General features: G+C 54.6%; 19 protein-coding genes. 12 read left to right on the top strand and 7 right to left on the bottom strand.

Features of this window, described 5'->3' with window-relative positions; genetic code table 11:
- Positions 1-197 precede the first annotated feature (197 nt).
- The 7 genes from QMX93_RS18670 to QMX93_RS18640 all read right to left on the bottom strand — a co-directional run bounded on the left by QMX93_RS18670 (position 198) and on the right by QMX93_RS18640 (position 5,392).
- Positions 198-461: a hypothetical protein gene (locus QMX93_RS18670; protein WP_044466226.1), complete on the bottom strand. Its 264-nt coding sequence runs from the start codon at positions 459-461 to the stop codon at positions 198-200.
- Entirely contained in the window at positions 448-1,512 is a 1,065-nt protein-coding gene (locus QMX93_RS18665) for a ParB/RepB/Spo0J family partition protein (RefSeq protein WP_044466225.1), read from the bottom strand. Before QMX93_RS18665 ends, QMX93_RS18670 begins: the two co-directional genes overlap by 14 nt.
- Positions 1,505-2,311 carry a ParA family protein gene (locus QMX93_RS18660; protein ID WP_044466224.1) on the bottom strand — a complete coding sequence of 269 codons (807 nt, stop codon included), beginning with the start codon at positions 2,309-2,311 and terminating at the stop codon, positions 1,505-1,507. Before QMX93_RS18660 ends, QMX93_RS18665 begins: the two co-directional genes overlap by 8 nt.
- The gene (locus tag QMX93_RS18655; protein ID WP_024126003.1) at positions 2,308-2,631 is read right to left on the bottom strand and encodes a TrfB-related DNA-binding protein; all 324 of its coding nucleotides are present in this window, start codon (positions 2,629-2,631) and stop codon (positions 2,308-2,310) included. The genes QMX93_RS18660 and QMX93_RS18655 overlap by 4 nt, the downstream gene beginning before the upstream one ends.
- Before the next feature lie 279 nt (positions 2,632-2,910).
- A complete protein-coding gene (locus tag QMX93_RS18650; RefSeq protein WP_044466223.1) occupies positions 2,911-4,158 on the bottom strand; it encodes a replication initiation protein in 1,248 nt (415 codons plus the stop codon).
- 168 nt (positions 4,159-4,326) lie between these two features.
- Positions 4,327-4,545, bottom strand: coding sequence for a CopG family transcriptional regulator (locus QMX93_RS18645; protein WP_044466222.1), 219 nt, complete (start codon positions 4,543-4,545; stop codon positions 4,327-4,329).
- 244 nt (positions 4,546-4,789) lie between these two features.
- The gene (locus tag QMX93_RS18640) at positions 4,790-5,392 is read right to left on the bottom strand and encodes an LPD29 domain-containing protein (protein WP_044466221.1); all 603 of its coding nucleotides are present in this window, start codon (positions 5,390-5,392) and stop codon (positions 4,790-4,792) included.
- A gap of 228 nt (positions 5,393-5,620) precedes the next feature.
- Here QMX93_RS18640 and QMX93_RS18635 point away from each other — a divergent pair, with 228 nt between their 5' ends.
- From QMX93_RS18635 to virB11, 12 genes are all read left to right on the top strand, one after another.
- Positions 5,621-6,550: a DUF3991 and TOPRIM domain-containing protein gene (locus QMX93_RS18635; RefSeq protein WP_282357594.1), complete on the top strand. Its 930-nt coding sequence runs from the start codon at positions 5,621-5,623 to the stop codon at positions 6,548-6,550.
- A 117-nt stretch (positions 6,551-6,667) separates the two neighbouring features.
- Positions 6,668-7,198: a hypothetical protein gene (locus QMX93_RS18630; protein WP_146034182.1), complete on the top strand. Its 531-nt coding sequence runs from the start codon at positions 6,668-6,670 to the stop codon at positions 7,196-7,198.
- A gap of 19 nt (positions 7,199-7,217) precedes the next feature.
- A complete protein-coding gene (locus tag QMX93_RS18625) occupies positions 7,218-7,586 on the top strand; it encodes a hypothetical protein (RefSeq protein ID WP_044466219.1) in 369 nt (122 codons plus the stop codon).
- A complete protein-coding gene (locus QMX93_RS18620) occupies positions 7,564-7,887 on the top strand; it encodes a TrbC/VirB2 family protein (protein ID WP_044466218.1) in 324 nt (107 codons plus the stop codon). The genes QMX93_RS18625 and QMX93_RS18620 overlap by 23 nt, the downstream gene beginning before the upstream one ends.
- Positions 7,888-7,914: 27 nt before the next feature.
- Complete coding sequence (locus QMX93_RS18615; RefSeq protein WP_044466217.1) at positions 7,915-8,283, top strand: VirB3 family type IV secretion system protein; 369 nt, start codon at positions 7,915-7,917, stop codon at positions 8,281-8,283.
- Positions 8,280-10,715, top strand: coding sequence for a VirB4 family type IV secretion/conjugal transfer ATPase (locus QMX93_RS18610; protein WP_044466216.1), 2,436 nt, complete (start codon positions 8,280-8,282; stop codon positions 10,713-10,715). The genes QMX93_RS18615 and QMX93_RS18610 overlap by 4 nt, the downstream gene beginning before the upstream one ends.
- Complete coding sequence (locus QMX93_RS18605; RefSeq protein ID WP_044466215.1) at positions 10,712-11,443, top strand: type IV secretion system protein; 732 nt, start codon at positions 10,712-10,714, stop codon at positions 11,441-11,443. Before QMX93_RS18610 ends, QMX93_RS18605 begins: the two co-directional genes overlap by 4 nt.
- Before the next feature lie 210 nt (positions 11,444-11,653).
- The gene (locus QMX93_RS18600; protein WP_044466214.1) at positions 11,654-12,604 is read left to right on the top strand and encodes a type IV secretion system protein; all 951 of its coding nucleotides are present in this window, start codon (positions 11,654-11,656) and stop codon (positions 12,602-12,604) included.
- A 317-nt stretch (positions 12,605-12,921) separates the two neighbouring features.
- Positions 12,922-13,815, top strand: a complete 894-nt coding sequence (locus tag QMX93_RS18595; protein ID WP_044466213.1) for a type IV secretion system protein — start codon at positions 12,922-12,924, stop codon at positions 13,813-13,815.
- 2 nt (positions 13,816-13,817) lie between these two features.
- Complete coding sequence (locus QMX93_RS18590; RefSeq protein ID WP_044466212.1) at positions 13,818-14,627, top strand: TrbG/VirB9 family P-type conjugative transfer protein; 810 nt, start codon at positions 13,818-13,820, stop codon at positions 14,625-14,627.
- Positions 14,624-15,838 carry a TrbI/VirB10 family protein gene (locus QMX93_RS18585; RefSeq protein WP_044466211.1) on the top strand — a complete coding sequence of 405 codons (1,215 nt, stop codon included), beginning with the start codon at positions 14,624-14,626 and terminating at the stop codon, positions 15,836-15,838. The genes QMX93_RS18590 and QMX93_RS18585 overlap by 4 nt, the downstream gene beginning before the upstream one ends.
- Positions 15,835-16,881, top strand: a complete 1,047-nt coding sequence (gene virB11, locus QMX93_RS18580) for a P-type DNA transfer ATPase VirB11 (protein WP_169886259.1) — start codon at positions 15,835-15,837, stop codon at positions 16,879-16,881. Before QMX93_RS18585 ends, virB11 begins: the two co-directional genes overlap by 4 nt.
- Positions 16,882-16,885 lie beyond the last annotated feature (4 nt).

Raw genomic sequence — 16,885 nt, 5'->3', positions numbered from 1 at the left:
TCATCCCAAAACATATTGGCTCCTTCTACTGTATATGCAACCAGTATGTGGCAGGTCGATACCGCCGCCAATACCCTGGCTAAGCGGATCGAGACGGCAGAAATACACGTATCTAACATATATATGCGTTAGGGTATTCAAAGAAAACGGCCAGGCAATGGCCTGGCCTAGTTGATCCTGGAATACATGCCATTCAGTCACTCCGATAGGAAGCCGTAGCCGAACGGGACCAGGCGGCTTAGCAGAGCATCATAGCTCCAGGCCAAAGCCGTAGATACCACGCCCGCTACCAGGAACACGGTAAATATGAACCATTGCCCGAACAAGGCACAGGCCAGAAAGCCCAGCAGCGAAAGGGCTGCAATGACCTCCAGGACCAGCACCACTGCCGGACGAATTAGCGACAGCAGCGAGAACGCTGCCAGTCGCAGTGAACCAGTAGCTACCTTATGAGCTTTCATTCCTGCGTTCCTCCACGCTCAAGATTTGGACGGTCGATAAATCGACCTCGCCAATCTCGCCCGTGTCAGCATAAACCACCTGGACAGTGCCGGTAGGGGTGAGGCTGGCGGCCCGGCCTTCGACCAGGATTTTAACCACTGGCCAAGCTTGGCCACTGTCCTGGACTTTTGATTCCGGGGTTGCTGGTGTTGTTTGCACTGGCGGCGGCAGATCCAACGGACGTTCTAAATGTCCGTCACCATCAGGTTTCGGCCCTGTGGTTTCCTCCTGGTTAGCAGGACCGGTGTTCTGGCCACCGCCTGGCGCATTGTCGCTCTGCTGGGCCTTCGCCTCGGCTTGCGCCTTGGCTTGGGCATCCGCCTCGGCTTGCAGCGCTTCGCGTGTGCGCAACTGCTCCACCAGCCGCCCCAGCGATGCCCGAGTGATTTCCTCGGCTGGCTGCTGGGCGAACCGCTCGACCTCGGCAGGATACTCTTTGTGTGCCTGGATCAATTCGTACAGGGTACGGCCACCGATCTGCGTATCGTCGCCCAGCTGCTGAATGAAATCCGGTGCCGTCGCCAGCGCCAGGTGTTGCGATACCGCATCGGCACGCATCCCGAGACGTTCGGCGATATAAGATCGTTTGTCGCCTTCCTGGATCTTCTCCGCAATGAAGCGCGCAAGCTCCATCGTGGTTAGAGGCTCCTGCTCCGTGTTCTCCGTCACTTGGTCATAACCATCGGCCTTGTCCCCGAAGATCACCGGTATGGTTTCCAGTCCGGCAAGGGTACAAGCACGCCACCGGCGTTCGCCCATGACAATTACGTATTTGCCATCGGCGTTCTTTGGCCGAACCGTAACCGGCTGGTTAAGGCGGCTGGCTTTGATGGTCTTGGCCAATTTTTCAAGCTTGTCCTGGTCGAACTTCTTACGCGGTTGCTTTGGGTCGGGGATAACGTCCCCCGTTGGCACTTGGACAGGGCCAGCACTCGCGCCCGAAGCGGCCGGTGCTGCTGCCGGTGTCGGGTCAAAGTTCGCCAGGTCGGTGAGGTCCAGTTTCTTAGCCATTGGCCTGCTCCATCGCTTTCATCATCATTTCAAATACGGCGCGCACCTCTTTACCGGACGTACGCGCAGCGGTTTTGATCTGGCCTTTTTCATCGCGCAAGCGCCATACCGGCACACCTTCAGCCGCGGCTTCCTTCAATGCCGCGCTTTTCTTGACCAGACCGCCAAAGAGGTACTTACGGAAATGGGTCATCAACTGCTTGAGCCATTCGGTTTGTGCTGGCTGGGTCGCGTCAAACTCATTTGGCAAAATGCCTAGGCTTACCAGGTGCGGGTTCCACTGTTGCTGAATGAACGCAATCCGCTTCAAGACCTCTTTCGCCACATCAATGCTGTAATCGTCGATCCGGCACGGGATGGCCACGTAATCAGAGCTGACCAGAAACGCGTTAGCCACACGGCTGTTGGAACCAGCGGTATCGACAATCACATAATCGAAATGCTCCGCGATACGACCGATTTGGGCACGCACCAGGGCTACCATTTCTTCATCGTCCATCGTGGTGCGCTCAGCCTTGATCAGACCTTTGTCACCCATTAGGACGCTAAGGTTTTGCCCCTCAACTGGCTGGATGGCTGCAAGAGGGCTGTCCTTGAAAAGATCAGATGCCACCATGCCAGGAACAGCGTATTGCACCAGGCGTTTACTGCCGTTGCCTTGTTCGTCGCCGTCCAGGTACAGCACGCGCTTGCCCAGTTCAGCCAGGTAAAACGCATCGTTATAGGACAGGATCGACTTACCGCTGCCGCCCTTCTGGTTAACCCATGATTTCTGCTTGAATCTGCGCGGTACGTTCATTGTTTGCCTCTGCTCAAGTTTGCCCGTGCGGTTTGTTCCATGTGCCTGACGTGTTCCGCCAGGTCAGGGGGTAAGGTGGCAAAGACTGTTACCCAGCCTTCCGGCGCTGTGCCGTGTTCCTGGTGCAAGTCGTATGCTTTTTTCACCATCTGCGAAACGGCTTTCTCCGTAACGCCAAGATCGGCGGCTATGTCCTTCTGCTTGCGCCCCTCGACCATGACTTGGCGCACCGCCTCGATGTTTGCAGGCTTCCACCGCGAGCCCATATGGGCCTTGAGCGTGTCGAAGTCCTGCGGTGTCAGTCGCTCTTTTCGTCGCATGGCTTTGCCTCGATCTAGCCATAAGTCACTAACTCCCATCTTGTTAGCCGTCCAGGTTGCCGCCTGGAATACTCACAGAATAGGTTAATTTTTGACTTGAGTAAACAGATTAATCCAAACGGCGGATAACCGGTGGTCAAGCTGGTATGACGGGATTTTCTTTCCGTAGTCGCGCTGTCTTGGATCACCTGGCCAACGCACAAGCCTTGCGGGTTTGGTGTGGGGGGAAATGTCTCTACGGTGTGTCGAATCACTCCCCATTAGCCACCGCACTATGCTTTATGGGGGGTCATCAAAGGCTAAAAGCAGCTGCCTTGGGCGTCGCTTACCGCGCCGCCTAGGGGCAGGTATCTGATTGGCACCATACTTAACATCACTAATTTTCCCGCCCTGGCCTGGTTCTGGCTGGTCATTCGGGGCGGATCTGGCCGCCTGGCTAAAAGCGCCGGCGTTGAAGGGCACCACGTTGTTAACGCGGACTTCGGTAAGGATGTGTCGATAGGTGGCCACCGTCTGCCTGGTAACACCTGCAAGGCTCGCAATGGCCGCTTGAGCAAGCGGCTTGCCCTGCTGCAATAGGATGCGACACGCAGCACGGATCTTGGATTCTGTGGCCTTGTGGCGCTCCTGGTGGGTTCGTTTGGCCGCCAGGCGTTGTCGCTCGACCAGGGGAAGGCTTTTGTCTAGCTCCATCACGCCACGGTGGCACCGGCTGTTGCCTGTGTACTTGCTCCAGGTCCACCGGGCGACGGATTTGACCGTTGACCGGATCGAGGACAACGGTAAGTCAGTGATAAAAGAGCCACGCCCGCCAAAGCGGTTAGCGTTGTGTGCGTGAGCAGTTAAGCGCCGGACAAAGTGGTCATAGGAACCTTTATCGCGCTCTTGGTTGACGATGCTATAGGCGTAGAACCGCAGGTTCTCGAACAACATACAGTGCCGCGAGTGGGACGCCGCTTCGTAGTCTGGTCCTTTGCCCCATGGGGTGATCGGCTCCAGGTCTACGCACTCGGCCAGGTCGGCCAGCTCGTAGACGTGGTTATGCAGTTCTTGGGTCTGCCACCATGGATGGCCAGGCGTCTTAGCGACTGGGCCGCCATGGTAATTAGGATCGGCATCGAGCGCCGCCACAAAAGCCTTGTAGATGGCTTTCAGGTAGTTAATGGGCCGACTGCGTGCGTTGTCGGTAGTACATACCGGGATAATGGCGTAATAGAGGTGTGTTCCGCCTGTACGTCTATTGCGCACTATGAGATTTGGCGGCGGTAGCCCGGCGTCATCCCAAATCAGCGCGTTGTAATGATCCAGGTCGAAGATTAGCCACGACACCATGCCTTCCCGGTTGATCTGCATATACGGATAGCAGACGGCGTATTCACGCGGCAGGATGCGCGCAGCGGTTTTGTCATCGCTGCAACGGGGCAGGTAGGGGCATTCCTGGAGGACGCGATTAAGGGCGGTACCTTCCTGGAAAAAGCTCTGATTGGGCCGAGCGGAGACGGCTCTGTCTTTGACTCTTAAGGCCATAACTCACCGCCAGAACGGCGGTGAGGAGATAGACGGACGTGAAATAAATCACGGCTCATCTTGCACATAGCTGCGCAGGAATCCATACTCTCTTCACCTATACGGTGAGCACCACGACGAATCCGCCAAGATATCTAGTCGTTGGTGCTCTTTTTTTTTGCCCCGCCGTCAGTGGCTAGGGGTCTTCTCTCCGGCCTCGGGGCCGTCCAACTCCAGCTTGAACTGTGGATGCTCTATACCGGCGTCCAACTCGCTCAGATACTGCATAATCGCCTTGCGTAACACCGCTGAGGTGTTAGTGCCGCGTGCGCGCATGGCAGCGTCGAAACGGCGCTTTATGCGGTCGTCAACCTTCGTAGCCATGATGGTTTGCGCGTGTGCGGTCATAGTCTTTTCGTTTCCGGGGTTATACCGTTTAACTCAACGCCTAAATCTAGTGGTTAAACCGCTTAACGTCAAGACGCCCAGCAGTGGGGCTGTTTTCATTTCCCGGGCCAGATGGTGTGCGTGCGGATTCTTGGTTTGTACAATCCACAAAATTGGATTGTACAAACCAGCAAAGCGGGGGATTGAATAGCAGGTGCGGCACCTTGCCCGGGAAATGAAAACTGGCCCCGAAGGGCCAGTCTTGTTAGTGGACGCTTACAGCGCTGTATCCGCTGCCGCATTGTCGGCTGTAGCCATCGTCGTGCGTGACAAAAACGCTCTGTGCTGTAGGGCTTTCCTTGCCCCGCAGGCGGTCGCTGTGGTGGTTGATCGCGGCGTTAATCTCGCCCTGCAGGCTGTCACCGCAATGGCTGCTCATGAAGGGTACATACGTGGCCCACAGGCGGCCGGAACGGAATTCCTCAATCGTAGGCTTAGCAATGCCAGCCTCGCGGAAATTCTGCGGATACTTGCGGAAAACGCGGTCAATACCTTGCTCAATGGCCACGTCCGAGAAAGAACGCCGGCAGTGGATGCTATCGGCGCCGAAGGATACGGGCACGCCGCCCACCAGGTGATAGATAGAACCCTTGTAGTCGATCTGCCCATCGAAGTACGAACCCTGGAAACGGCAGGTAACGGCCTCAACCTGTTTGATGTTCGGACCATCTGTCCACGCCACGGTGAGGCTCGCGCCGCCCGAGTAGGTATGACTGCGCACGCTAAATTTCATGTCCGGGAACGCTTCTTTCAGCGCTTTGCGAACGAGCTTTGCGGTGTCAGCGGCGGTAAGATATTGAGTAGTCATGGCTTAACTCCCATCTAGTTAGCTGTGATTAGAAGCCCTGGTACGGTTGCCGCCGTCCGGGGCTTCGTCGCTTATGCAGCCTTTCGTCTGCATGGGTCCATTATACTGCCGCCCTATCTGGTAAGTCCATACTTTTCTTTACCTTCTGTCGGGTGTTAAGGTGTTTCTGTCAATGCGGAAATTTGTTTTCCGTAGTAGCATCTTTTGATCTTTTGTCGGAGGACTCCCATGGAAAAGTCAGACATAGACAAGGCGCGCGGCATCGAACTGGAAGCCGTCTTGGAAGGATTCGGAGCGATCCGCGACCCCGCAGACCCAAAGCGGAATTGGAAAACCCACGCCGGGCGGGTGACGGTCACGGACGAAAAGTTCTACAACCACGATGCCGACAAGGGCGGCGGTGGGGCAATTGACCTGGCCATGCACCTGGGCGGTTTCGGTTTCAGAGATGCCGTGGCCTGGCTCGGCGGCACTCATGGCCGCGAAGCAGCCGTACAAACCTACCAGGCCGAGGCGCGGCATCAGGCAACCCGTATCCTGGACTCGACACCCAAACCCAAATTGGAAATTCCCGAACCGGACCCGAAAAAGCTGGCTAGGGTCATGAATTACTTAACAAATACCCGAGGCATCCCGGAACAAATTGTCAATACGGCAATCGACAAGGGACGACTTTGGGCAGATAAGTTTGGCAATGCTGTTTTCGCCCTTCGCACGTTGGACGGGAAAATGTCCGGTGCGGAATTACGGGGGCCTTACAGCAAGCCCTTCCACGGTATCCGTGGGGATCGCGGTCTGTACTTCACCGGTAAGGCCGCATCGAAACTGGCGGTGTTTGTAGAGTCGTCAATTGAGGCCATGAGTTATCAGGCGCTGAACCCCGAAGCGCTGGTGATCGGCACCGCAGGCAGTACCCGTGACATTCTCCAGGGAGCGGCTAAACACCTGGAAGGCCAGGGCTACAAGATCGTAGACGGTTTCAACGCAGACAAAGCAGGTGATCGGCTTGGGGACCGGCTCAAAGAGGCTGTGAGCCAAGAGGTTGAGCGTCAACGCCCGACCGCTGGGAAAGACTGGAATATTGAGCTTAAAGCCCAGCAGCGCGCAGCTGCGAAGGAGAACACGCCGGGAAAGCTGGAAGCTGAACCGGAACGGTAAACAACTATACGATATTCACATTTACACTTATCGTAAAAGTGTTGCAGCAGAAAGGGCATTGCTGTAGGGTCAAACCACAGTAAAGCAATGTCCGGCCTGCCGGACCAGGGAGAGGTTATGAAGCTGGCACCACTCGCGCTCTTAGCGGCCATATGCGCATCTGCCGCGCTTCCAAGCGCGGCGTATGCTGAAAGCTATCCAGTCGTCGGCAACGACGTGCAGCAAGATCGCGACGCGCAACGTCGCGCAATCTTAGCCAATGAGCTGACTACGGAACAAAAATCCCTCGATCAAGCGAACGCCGATCTGGCCGCCGCCATCAAGGCTCAAAAGTCACCCGAAGAAGTGCAGCAGATCGCTGCCTCGGTGCAGAGCCATAAAACCAACATCGAATCGCTACAGCGCGAGTTAGACGGTCAGGCCGGGAAGGTAGCCCGGCCCCGTCGTCCCGCGTTTGTCCCGCAGACGGCCCCGCAGGGCCAGGCGGACAGCCCCCAAGCACCGGCAGATGTCCCTTATTGGGACGTGTACAAGCGCAAACAGAACGTGCGCGCAGCATCCCCCGAAGACGATCAGGACAGCGGGGCAGCCCTGGAAAAATCACCCGAAGCCGGTGACAAGGAGGCCAGTTCTGGAGCCACAAACTAGACACAACCGAAGCGGCAATATGCCAAAGGGTGTGGCCACGATGTGTGGCGAGGTGAAGCCGAAACAATCCGAAAAGGATACGATAACGGCCCAACACTCAACACACGAGGCCACTGAAATGACGTCCATCTATGAAGACCAGCTAGAGGACAACGCCAAAAATAAGGCCATTAAACAGTTCATTTTGAGGGAGGTAAAAGAGGAACAGAAATTCAGCCTGATAGTGGTTTTAACCTGGAAGGATGGCGAAAACACTCTATTCAATGCGAGGAAGCAACCACGACTCTGGCCGAACTTGAACACCCTGGCCAGCTACATACGGGGGCTTGATTGCCCCAATGCACCGATAATCCTGGAGCTTGACTATGACAGTACAGACGACTCATGAAACCCCAACCCGCCCTGTAGCAACTCGCCGCCTCCTGGCGTTCGTGGCCGCTGTTATCGGCTCGATCTTCCCGGCGCTGGCCATGGCAGCAAACCCGTTTACCACCGGTGCGACTGGACTGTCCGCCGACACCTTGGCAATGCTGACCCCCGTCGCGGGTATCGCGGTGATGGTCGTAGGTGCCCTAGCCTTGTTTGGCAAAATTCACTGGATGTGGCTCATTGGCGTAGTCGTCGGCATCGTCTTGCTGTTCGGTAGCGACCAGATTGTCACCTGGATTCGCGGCCTGTTCGGCGTGTAACCGAGCCACACCAAAGCGAGGCCCCACATGGATAAGAACGACGGAATCCTAGTTGATACCTTGTTCGTGGGGCCTACGCGTCCCACGATGCGCTGGGGAGTCACCTGGCAAGCCTTCATCATCAACATGGTGTTCACCATCGAATGTTTCGTACTCACGAAAAATTTGTTGTGGCTGCTGGCCTTCATCCCTATTCACCTGATGCTGTATTGCATCTGTCTCTACGACCCTCGGGCGTTTGAACTGATCTACCTATGGGGTAGGACTAAGGCGTTTGCGTTCCTCGGTAACTTCTATTACTGGCGCGCCGCTACATACAGTCCCCTTGAGTTCAACGTCGGAAAGAAACTGAGTAAGCGCAAATTGCGCAAACTCCAGAAAAGGGGATTGCTATGAGCTTTGCCGAGACTTTGAGGAAAAAGGTTATCAAACATGAGCCGCCAGTTGCTGAGCGGCTCCCGTTTGAGGTCCACGTAGATCGCCACACGGTGATGACGAAAAACCGGGATTATATGCAAGTAATCCGCCTAACCGGTGCAAGCTTTGAAAGTGCCGATGACGAGCAGGTTAATATCTGGCATAAGCGTCTTAACGCGTTACTCAAGAATATATCAAGCCACAACGTCGGCGTGTGGCAGCATATTATCCGGCGCAGGGAACATAGATTTCCTCCAGGTGAGTTTCCAGAAGGGTTTGCCAAAGACCTGAATGATAAATACTCGTCTCGGCTGTCAGACGAGAAACTACGCGTCAATGAGCTTTATTTGACAATCGTTTACCGCCCGTTCCCCTCCGCTATTGGCAGCGCCATGTTTAACTTGGTGTCGAAGGCGGACAAATCCAGCCGCCAGGCCGAGCGCGAACAGGCGGTAGAGAAGCTGGATAAGGTCGTTCGCCAGGTCATGCGAACGCTGCGCCGCTACGATGCCGAAAAACTGGGCATATACAAACATCAAGGCGTCTACTGCTCTGAACCCATGGAATTCATGGGTTTCTTGCTGAATGGGCGCTGGCAGCGTGTCGCAATTGGCCAGGCACCGCTACGTAAGCTCCTGCCCGCTTCGCGCCCGTTCTGGGGTAATGAAACGGTCGAGGTTCGCGGCGCTACCAGCACCTATTTTGGGGCCATGCTGGGGATAGGCACTTATCCCGCCGAAACCGGCCCGGTGTTCCTTAATGAATTGCTCAATGCACCTTATGACTTCGTATTGACGCAATCCTTTAGCTTTATCAAGCAAGAATCCGCACGCCGGACCATGCGCATAGCTCAAAGCCGCATGGAAGCCGCCGAAGATGATGCAACATCGCAGATCGATGAAATTGACGATGCACTTGACGACTTGGCATCGCGGCGCATCGTTATGGGTGAACATCATTTCAACTTGTTCGTTAAGTCCGATACGGTAGAAGGGCTTAATGACAATGTGGCGGACGCGATTGATATTTTGGGTGATACAGGCATGACGCCTGTTCGTGAAGACTTGGCCATTGTGTCGGCTTTTTGGGCGCAATTCCCTGGTCAGTTCAAGGACCGTCCGCGAGTATCAGACATTAACAGCAAAAACTTTAGCGGTTTCGCTCCGCTGCATAACTTCCCATCTGGTCGTTTGACAAACAACCATTGGGGGGATGCGTTAACTATGTATATGACTACAGCCGGAACGCCCTATTACTTCTCGTTCCATTCCTCTGATCCGCAGGATAAGAACGACGTTAAAATTAAGGACGTCGGGCATACGATGGTGCTCGGCCCTACCGGCTCAGGTAAAACCGCTTGGGTGGCATTCAACCTGGCGATGCTTACCAAGTTCGGCGCAACGTGCGTGCTGTTTACGAAAGACCGGGATACGGAAATCATCATTCGTGCCCTCGGCGGGCGGTACTATCCGGTTCAAAGCGGCGTGCCGACCAATTGGAACCCGTTCCAGTTGGACAAAGACAACCCTATCACCATGCCTTTCCTTAAACGTCTGACGCTCTACCTTGCGGCGCCGCAAGGGAATGTAGACGCACTGGACGTTACCGATGTGGAGCGGATCGAGGCGGCTGTTAACTCGGTACTGCGCAAAGATCTGGAACACCGGCGCTTGGGCCGGGTGCTTGATTTCCTGGACGTGGATTCGATCATCTACAAGCGTCTCCAGCGTTGGTGCTATGCGCGTCGCGCTGGCCAACCTGATGGCGAAAACGCCTGGGTGTTCGACAACAAAACCGACACGCTGGCCGGGTCACTGGGCGATGCGCTCATTACAGGCTTCGACGTAACCGCGTTTCTGAACAGTGACGAGCTGCGCGCCCCGATCAATATGTACCTCTTTCACCTGGTGCAGTCGTTGGTAGATGGTCGGCGGTTCGCCCTGTTCATCGCTGAATTCTGGAAGGCGCTGGGTGACGCGCCGTTCCAGGACTTCGTAGAAGATCAGTTGAAAACCATCCGTAAGAACAATGGGTTCGTTGTGCTGGATTCCCAGTCGCCAAAGGACGCGCTCAAAAGCCCAATCGCGCACACCCTGATCGAGCAGACGCCAAACAAAATCCTGTTCCCCAATGACAAGGCGGATTACGAGCAATACAAGACGCTCGGCGTATCTGACCGGGTGTTCCAGCTTGTGAAAGAGACGGACCCGGAGTCCAGCCGGATCTTCGTGTTGCAACAAGGGCACAGTTCTGTGGTCTGCAAGTTCGACATGGAAGGTATGAAGTTTGAACTTGACGTTCTGTCGAGTAAGAAACACACGGTCGCCATGGTCGACGCCTTGCGGGCTGAATACGGCGACGAGCCAGAAAACTGGCTACCACATTTCAAAGCTGCGGAGAGAAAATCATGATGAACTTCAAACGCATCACCGTTGCCATCGGACTGGCCACCGCGATTAGCTCGGGGGCCGCCCATGCCGATATCGTGCCTGTTATCGACGCCTTGGCCATCGAGAAGGCCATTGCAAACGGCGTCATTCTGAGCAACCAGCTGACCGAGATAAAGAACAACCTTGACGTGGCCAAGCAGCAATATGGCTCGTTGACCGGCAATCGCGGCATGGGCGGGCTTATGTCCGACTCGCCGCGAAATGGCCTACCTGATAATTGGGATGAAAGCATGGCCCTGTTGAACAGCAACAGCGGTCCGACTTACGGCGACTTGGCCACATCGGCTAATCAAATTCGTGAGTCGCAATCTGTCCTTTCTTCTTCCGAAGCAGCGTCTTTGTCGCCACAGATGCAAAGCTATCTGTCAAACATGCGCAACATGAGTGCGAACCAACAAGCTCTTGGCCAGGCGGCTTACAACAACTCCGCGACACGTGTGCAGACCTTGCAACGCCTTTCCTCCAGTATCAATTCTTCAACTGACCCGAAAGCGATTATGGACCTGCAAGCTGTTGCGCAGTCTGAACAGGCCAAGTTGCAGAACGACCAGGCGCAACTACAAAGCGTACTGCAACTGACGCAAGCGAATGATGCCGCAGCGCGCCAGATGCAAAACGAAATGCGCATGCAGGTTAGCGGGAGTAACGACAGTTTCCCCGCCTTGGATACCTCGATTCCTAACAACTGACTACGGAAAGAAAACATGAAACGGTTTTTTGCTCTCGCTGCTGTCCTGGTCTGCCTCTCGGGTTGCTGGGACGAAAAAGATAAGGTGGTTTGTGACGCTGAATGCCGGGCCGAAAGGTCCGGTGAGACTTCTTTCCCAAGTCTGGATACCAGCGCCCCGGACTCGTTTAAAAAAGCCCCTGCAAAGGGGCAATAACTCGGAGTCCAGGCTATGGCTACGCAAACCTATACGCAGGTGCTGACGTTCGTAGACGGGATGACCAACGCGTTCATTACGCAGAACGTCGTCGCCGTCGCCAACGCTATTGCACCTGCGGTAAACACCTTACTGGCCGTATACGTCATGTTTTGGGGCTATGCGTTGCTGAGAGGTGGCACAAAAGAGCCCATGATGGATGGCCTACAGCGCATCTTTAAAATGGTTATTATTCTCTATGTCGGCTTTCAGTTCGCCGCATACAACCAGTATGTCGTTAACACATTTAGCGTAGCCCCTTTGGAGCTTGGACAGTCGTTCTTCGGTGCCTCGGATACCAGCACCATTTTTGGTTCGCTAGATAGCATCCTGGGTAAAGGTTTTGAAGCCGGTAAAAAGTTTTGGGACCAAGCCGGTATATTGGTCGGTGACCCTGGCATGTATATGGTCGCTATCCTGGTTTGGGGCCAAACGATATTGGTAACTGCCTATGCGTGCTTCTTGATCGTCGGTGCCAAAATCGCATTGGCTATCATCATGGCAATCGGACCGCTGTTCATCTTCTCGCTGATGTTCCAATCTACATCCGATTTCTTTAGCCGCTGGGTGCAGCAACTCGCTAACTATGCCCTAGTCATCATCATGACCATTGCCGCGAATGCTCTAGTGATGACCCTGTATGAGCGTGCATCGACCGGTGCGGCTGCAATCACCAATACCGCACAAGTTAGCCAGCTGTTCCCGTTCCTGGTAACTGGCGCGATTTCCCTTCTGTGTCTGGTGCAGATTCCATCAAAGGCGGGGGGCTTGGCCGGTGGGGTGTCGTTCAACTCCTACGGCGCAGGTCGCCTGGCTGCACGCTTCCTGACTCGTTCTCTACGTTCGCTCATGCCTCGCCGCCGTCCCCGCGATCCGAACCGCAACCGCGATAAGAAGCGGCCACGGGGTGGCCAAATCAAGGTCTGACCGCTGGTCGCGTTTACAGGGAATCAAGGCATGGATGCCGTCCTAGATACGGAAACGCCTTTTCTGCATAGACGGAACATAGTAAAGTGTTGCTATGTATCCGTCTTTTTTGTGCGTGTGAGGAAAGCAAAAATGAAGATCGTTTTACGTCTACTTGCCCTGACCGTCGTTGTAGCCGCCGCTGGGTGCGCCCATCAGCCCCCAAGCTGCGACGGCAAGGACCGCCGCCCAATCAACGCTGACCGCCAGGCCGGAATTACGTTCCCCAGCTGCGGCCAGGCTCTCGCCCTTAATGCTTTCGACCTGGGAGACGGCTAATGGAAGTCCGCAAAAAGCGTAAGCACTCCGACACTCCTAGAACCGCAGGTGACGAAGCAGCGTTACAGCGGTTCCTATCGACCATTCAAGAGTTCGTGGAATCTCACGACGACATACAGCAAATCCTCCAGGCATCCCAGTCCTGGGCTGATACCGAAGTCGAACGCAAAGACAAAATGATCAAATGGTCATTCCGCGTTGCGGGTCTGGCTGTTGTATTCGCTTTCGGTAGTCTTTGGGTTGCTCATCGAGCCGTTGAAACGGCAATGGTGCCTCCACCGGCCCCGCAAGTTCTCGTCATGAACGAAACGACGGGCGCTATCAACCCATTGCGCTCGCTGGAAGAAGTCAAAGACAAGTTTGAAGATGCGCTGTTGCGGCGTGCACTTAACACCTTCGCGGTTTGCCGTGAACGCTATATCAAGGATATGGCGGAAAGTGATTATTTCTGCGCCGCCGCTTTTATGTCGCCACAGTTGCAATCCCAGTGGGGTAAATACTGGGACACTGAAAACCCGGATGGCCCGCTGAACGTCTACGGCAACAAGGCGACCGTCAAAGTTCAAATTGAAACAATCTCGCCTCGGGAGAACACAAAAGGGATTGTGGATACAGCCCAAATCCATTTCAAACGAACTGTCACAGCCAATGGCATTCCGACTGTAACTTATTGGATTGCTGATATTGCGTTTCAGATGGTGAATCTGCCTAAGTCTGAGGAGCAACGCCGGGTTAATGATATTGGCCTACAAATCACCCAGTACAACACGAACCAGGTGTTGACTGCGCCAAATCCAACAGCCCGCCGCCAGGGTCAAGCGGTCCAGTCACAACCCGCGCAACGCTCCGGTTTATCGGCTCCGGCCTATTCGCCAACTGATGGGAGGGAGTAGCTATGAAAATCGCCCCTATCGCGCTTGCAGTGCTTATTGGTTGCACCTGGAACTATCAAGCACACGCGGCATCAACGCCGGTTGCGTCAACCAAGGACAAGCGTATTCGATTCGTTGACTACGACCCTTACGACTATGTGACTGTGAAAGCCCGTATAGGTCGTGACACCCTTGTTATGTTCGCACCTGGCGAACGTATTTTGGACATGGGCGGCGGTTATACCGACGCTTGGAATGTTGGGGCGATCACAGCCGGAAACGGCTTTTTTATGAAGCCAGCCAGGGGTAGCCCAAACACCAATATTCACATTCTCACCAATAAGCGTGTTTATAACCTGGATATGGTGTTGGCCGGTCCTAAAGAAATTAACTATGAGTTCATCCAATACCGCTACCCGGAGGATGAACTGCAAAGCCGCCGCGCCAAGGGCCAAGCTGACTTGGTTAAGAAGATGTTGACCCAAGGTGATGGCCGCCACCAAAACGAAAACTGGACCGTCGAAGGCGCTACAACTATCGAGCCTGTCCGTGTTGTAGACAACGGTTTGGCTACTTACGTGACCTTCCCACCTCGGGCCAAAATTCCTCAAATTTACTACGAAAACGAGGAAGGCAAGGAAGTTATGGCTAACTACAACGTCAATGATGATGTTGTGGTTATTCACGATGTGAAAGCGAAATTTATTTTCCGTAGTGGCGAGCTTGTGACTTGTATTTATAACGAGTCATATGACCCACGCGGGGGTGATCGACCTAAAACCAAAACTCAATCGCCGCATGTTGAGCGTGTGTTGAAGGAGGCCGAACAATGAGAATGCCATGGAACCGCAGGGATGAAGTCGAAGAAGAAGAAGAGGATGAAGTAATCGAAGAACAGTCCATTCAAGGGGACCGCAAGATTGCCTCCGTCAACAAAGGTATGCGGGTTCAAGCCCGTGTTACCAATATTCTTGCCGGTGTATGCATCTTGGGGTTTGCTGGCTGGCTGCTGTTCACCTACTACGCCGGTCTTATCAAAGAGCGCCAGGAGCGTAAAGACCGCGACGTAGACACTACCCAAACAGCCAACGCCCAGTTGCCACCTCTCAAGGTCGGCGCGCTGGATACGCCCGCCAGTTCGCAACAGGGCGGCCAGGCCGCACCGCCGCCGCCTAACGTCAACGCAAAGGGCAGCAATGGCCAGCCGGTGAAATCGCCGGCGCAAATCGAACGTGAAGAACGCCTGGCGTCCTCGGTGAAATTCAAGCTCGATGGTACCGGTTCGGCATCGACCGCTGCCGCTACTGCTGGCCGTGCTGGTGGACAACCGGGCGGCCAGTACCAGGCCGTCTCTGGACAAGCTGGTCAGGGTGGCCAGGCTAACCCTGGCGATCGTCTGTCGCAGTCGTTGCAATCAGCACAGATGGACCCCGTTGAAGCCTACCGACTGGGCGACCCTGGGTTAATGGTTTATCAGGGTGAAGCTATTGGCTGTACTGTTCGTCCAGCCCTGGACTCGTCACTGGTAGGCATGGTGCAGTGCGTCCAAAACGATGACCTGTGGTCTGCCGATCACAGCGCCATTGTGGCCGAGCGCGGCACCATCTACACCGGCCAGCAACTCATGGGCCTGGCTCGCGGAAATCGGCGCCTGCCGATTGTGTGGACCCGTGGCCGCACTCCAATGCCAAACAATGTGGCGTTCAACCTGAGTTCCGCGGCTACCGATGAACTGGGGCGTACTGGCGTCACCGGCGACATTGACTATCACCTTGCCGAACGCTGGGGGCCTATTGTCGCGCTGAGCATCATCGACGACGTAGGCGCGTACCTGGAAGCGACCCAGCAAAGCAACGATAGCCAGAACACCACTGTCAACCTGGGCAATACCCGTAGCGGCGGGCAGGACTTGGCCACCGAGATTTTCAAGGAAGCCGCTAATATCCCGAACACTCTGACTCGTAATCAAGGCGCGAACATTTATATCTATGTAGCGCGGGATATTGATTTCGGCAAAGTCTATAGCCTGGAGTACAAAGAATGACGGATAACAACGACGGACTGCACACGGTCGAAATCCATCTTGAGGTACTGAACGAGTACCTCAACGGGGATTATAACGAACTCTGCATCAACAAGCCGTTCGAGCTTTGTACTTACACCCATGGGCATTGGGAGTACATCCAGATGCCAGAACTTGACTACCAGTGGTGTGAGGAACTTAGCCGACTGGTGGCGAATTTCTCGGGCCAGCCTCGCGAACCAATCATCAGTGCTGAACTACCGGCAGGGCAGCGGATAGAAATTACTCTGCCGCCTGTAACAGAAACCCCAAGTATCACAATACGCCTTCCCCCCAAAGGGAAGGCTTTCACACTAGAGGAAATTATCAGCTTTGGTAGTTTTGAGCGTACCCAGTGGGTTCAAACACGCGGTATCAGCGGAGAAGTACGGACGGAGCTGAACCGCGAACTGACTGTAAAAGAGCGCACGCTACTTGAATTGTTTAAAGCGAAGGATGTGGTCGGGTTTCTTTGCACCGCCGTGCTGGAAAAGCAAAATATATTTTTTGTCGGTGAAACAGGCTCCGGCAAAACTGCGTTGATGAACGCACTGGGGCATAAGATCCCCGAAGCCGAACGTCTTATTACCGTAGAAGATACCCGTGAATCACGGCTGCCGCACCGTAACCAAGTAAACTTGAAGTTTACTAGGAGTACAGACGCGTCGGAAAAACTGCGGGTAAAAGGCGTGCTGGCTTCTACGCTGCGTCAGTTCCCAAGTCGAGTGCTGTTAGCTGAGATTCGCGGTGATGAAGCGTATTTCTTCTTTCAAAATGTTGTGAACAGTGGCCATCCTGGCACTATGGCGAGTTTTCACGCCAATAGCCCGAAAATGGCATTTCGCCGAATGGCCAATATGATCCAGGCTAGCCCGGAAGGGAGCCAACTATCTCAAGATTTAATCATCAAAGACCTGTATATGCTCATTAACATCGTGATTCAGTGCGAACGCGATGAAAATGGCAAACCGTATGTAAGTCAAATTTACTACGATCCTGAATACGCGATCCAGGTGGCGGGTTAAGGAG

Source organism: Pseudomonas sp. PS01303, from assembly GCF_029959385.1.
Classification (GTDB): Bacteria; Pseudomonadota; Gammaproteobacteria; order Pseudomonadales; family Pseudomonadaceae; genus Aquipseudomonas; species Aquipseudomonas rustica.
This window is presented reverse-complemented; position numbering and strand designations above follow the sequence as displayed.

Coding starts and splice junctions, on each gene's coding strand:
- QMX93_RS18585 (WP_044466211.1), top strand. CDS start 14,624: ATGAGAATGCCATGGAACCGCAGGGATGAAGTCGAAGAAGAAGAAGAG.
- QMX93_RS18660 (WP_044466224.1), bottom strand. CDS start 2,311: ATGAACGTACCGCGCAGATTCAAGCAGAAATCATGGGTTAACCAGAAG.
- QMX93_RS18640 (WP_044466221.1), bottom strand. CDS start 5,392: ATGACTACTCAATATCTTACCGCCGCTGACACCGCAAAGCTCGTTCGC.
- QMX93_RS18600 (WP_044466214.1), top strand. CDS start 11,654: ATGGCTACGCAAACCTATACGCAGGTGCTGACGTTCGTAGACGGGATG.
- QMX93_RS18650 (WP_044466223.1), bottom strand. CDS start 4,158: ATGGCCTTAAGAGTCAAAGACAGAGCCGTCTCCGCTCGGCCCAATCAG.
- QMX93_RS18670 (WP_044466226.1), bottom strand. CDS start 461: ATGAAAGCTCATAAGGTAGCTACTGGTTCACTGCGACTGGCAGCGTTC.
- QMX93_RS18625 (WP_044466219.1), top strand. CDS start 7,218: ATGCCAAAGGGTGTGGCCACGATGTGTGGCGAGGTGAAGCCGAAACAA.
- QMX93_RS18630 (WP_146034182.1), top strand. CDS start 6,668: ATGAAGCTGGCACCACTCGCGCTCTTAGCGGCCATATGCGCATCTGCC.
- QMX93_RS18615 (WP_044466217.1), top strand. CDS start 7,915: ATGGATAAGAACGACGGAATCCTAGTTGATACCTTGTTCGTGGGGCCT.
- QMX93_RS18665 (WP_044466225.1), bottom strand. CDS start 1,512: ATGGCTAAGAAACTGGACCTCACCGACCTGGCGAACTTTGACCCGACA.
- QMX93_RS18635 (WP_282357594.1), top strand. CDS start 5,621: ATGGAAAAGTCAGACATAGACAAGGCGCGCGGCATCGAACTGGAAGCC.
- QMX93_RS18620 (WP_044466218.1), top strand. CDS start 7,564: ATGACAGTACAGACGACTCATGAAACCCCAACCCGCCCTGTAGCAACT.
- QMX93_RS18595 (WP_044466213.1), top strand. CDS start 12,922: ATGGAAGTCCGCAAAAAGCGTAAGCACTCCGACACTCCTAGAACCGCA.
- QMX93_RS18605 (WP_044466215.1), top strand. CDS start 10,712: ATGATGAACTTCAAACGCATCACCGTTGCCATCGGACTGGCCACCGCG.
- QMX93_RS18590 (WP_044466212.1), top strand. CDS start 13,818: ATGAAAATCGCCCCTATCGCGCTTGCAGTGCTTATTGGTTGCACCTGG.
- virB11 (WP_169886259.1), top strand. CDS start 15,835: ATGACGGATAACAACGACGGACTGCACACGGTCGAAATCCATCTTGAG.
- QMX93_RS18610 (WP_044466216.1), top strand. CDS start 8,280: ATGAGCTTTGCCGAGACTTTGAGGAAAAAGGTTATCAAACATGAGCCG.
- QMX93_RS18655 (WP_024126003.1), bottom strand. CDS start 2,631: ATGCGACGAAAAGAGCGACTGACACCGCAGGACTTCGACACGCTCAAG.
- QMX93_RS18645 (WP_044466222.1), bottom strand. CDS start 4,545: ATGACCGCACACGCGCAAACCATCATGGCTACGAAGGTTGACGACCGC.